The organism is Blautia sp. AF14-40 (assembly GCF_003479665.1).
GTDB lineage: Bacteria > Bacillota > Clostridia > Lachnospirales > Lachnospiraceae > Fusicatenibacter > Fusicatenibacter saccharivorans.
On record NZ_QUHK01000117.1, the window covers coordinates 1 to 206 of the forward strand.

Genomic DNA, 206 nt, shown 5'->3' on the forward strand with positions numbered 1-206 from the left:
CGGATAGAGTTAAAAGCGTCCTCCTGTGCGGGGATAGAGATTGCTTTTTCTGCCTGTTCCCGCTGCGTTCCTTGATTGATGAAAGAAAGCTGCACGCTCACGCTCGCGTCAAAGTAGTTGAGGAAATCGCACCAGTTTTCAAAAATGGCGGTCTTATCGTCAGCCTGTGCAAGCTGATAATTGATGTCCTCGAACACGACGCACTT

1 protein-coding gene is annotated in these 206 nt (G+C 49.0%); it reads right to left on the bottom strand.

Features of this window, described 5'->3' with window-relative positions; all coding sequences use genetic code 11:
- Window positions 1-206, bottom strand: a 206-nt coding sequence (locus DWW13_RS19650; RefSeq protein WP_330425637.1) for a hypothetical protein, incomplete at both ends; no start/stop codon positions are given.